The sequence below is a fragment of the Noviherbaspirillum sp. ST9 genome (genome assembly GCF_048799745.1).
GTDB lineage: Bacteria > Pseudomonadota > Gammaproteobacteria > Burkholderiales > Burkholderiaceae_D > Noviherbaspirillum.
On sequence record NZ_JBLWFR010000193.1, the window covers coordinates 1 to 542 of the forward strand.

Below are 542 nucleotides of genomic sequence, written 5' to 3' on the forward strand. Positions count from 1 at the left end.
AGGCCTTAAAGGAGATTTTACCTTTTATAAAAACCCAATTAACAGGATTAAATTTGGAGCCTCAACCACCTGGCACAGGTTTGTTCCGGGCGAGACAACGAATGCTTTTCCTGATGATTTTAATATTCCGAGAGATCAGTCACTGGAGTCAGCAGTGTATATAACACAACAGATCACAATAAGAAAGGCTTTGGAGCTTAATTACGGTATCAGAGCAGGGTTTTTTAGGAACGCCGGTGATCTGAATAATGTGTTTGACGATCAGGGAAACCGGGTTAAAAAGCGAGAAATTAGCCGCTATTACGGCCTTGAGCCACGACTGAATGCATCATTGCTCATTCCTTCGGGGCGTGTTCATGCAACATATAATCATAATTATCAATATGTACAGCTTCTTCAGAACTCGGAACTTGCTTTTTCATCCCTTGAAACATGGCTGCCGTCATCCCCCTCTATAAAACCGCAACGGTCTGATCACTGGGCGGTGGGGTATGAGTATTTGCCTCCAAGATACTCCGCTTCCATCAACATCTATTACAAGA

1 protein-coding gene is annotated in these 542 nt (G+C 43.2%); it reads left to right on the plus strand.

The features are described from left to right. A partial coding sequence (locus ACNOHI_RS25475; RefSeq protein ID WP_420477514.1) for a TonB-dependent receptor domain-containing protein occupies positions 1-542 on the plus strand: 542 nt, incomplete at both ends.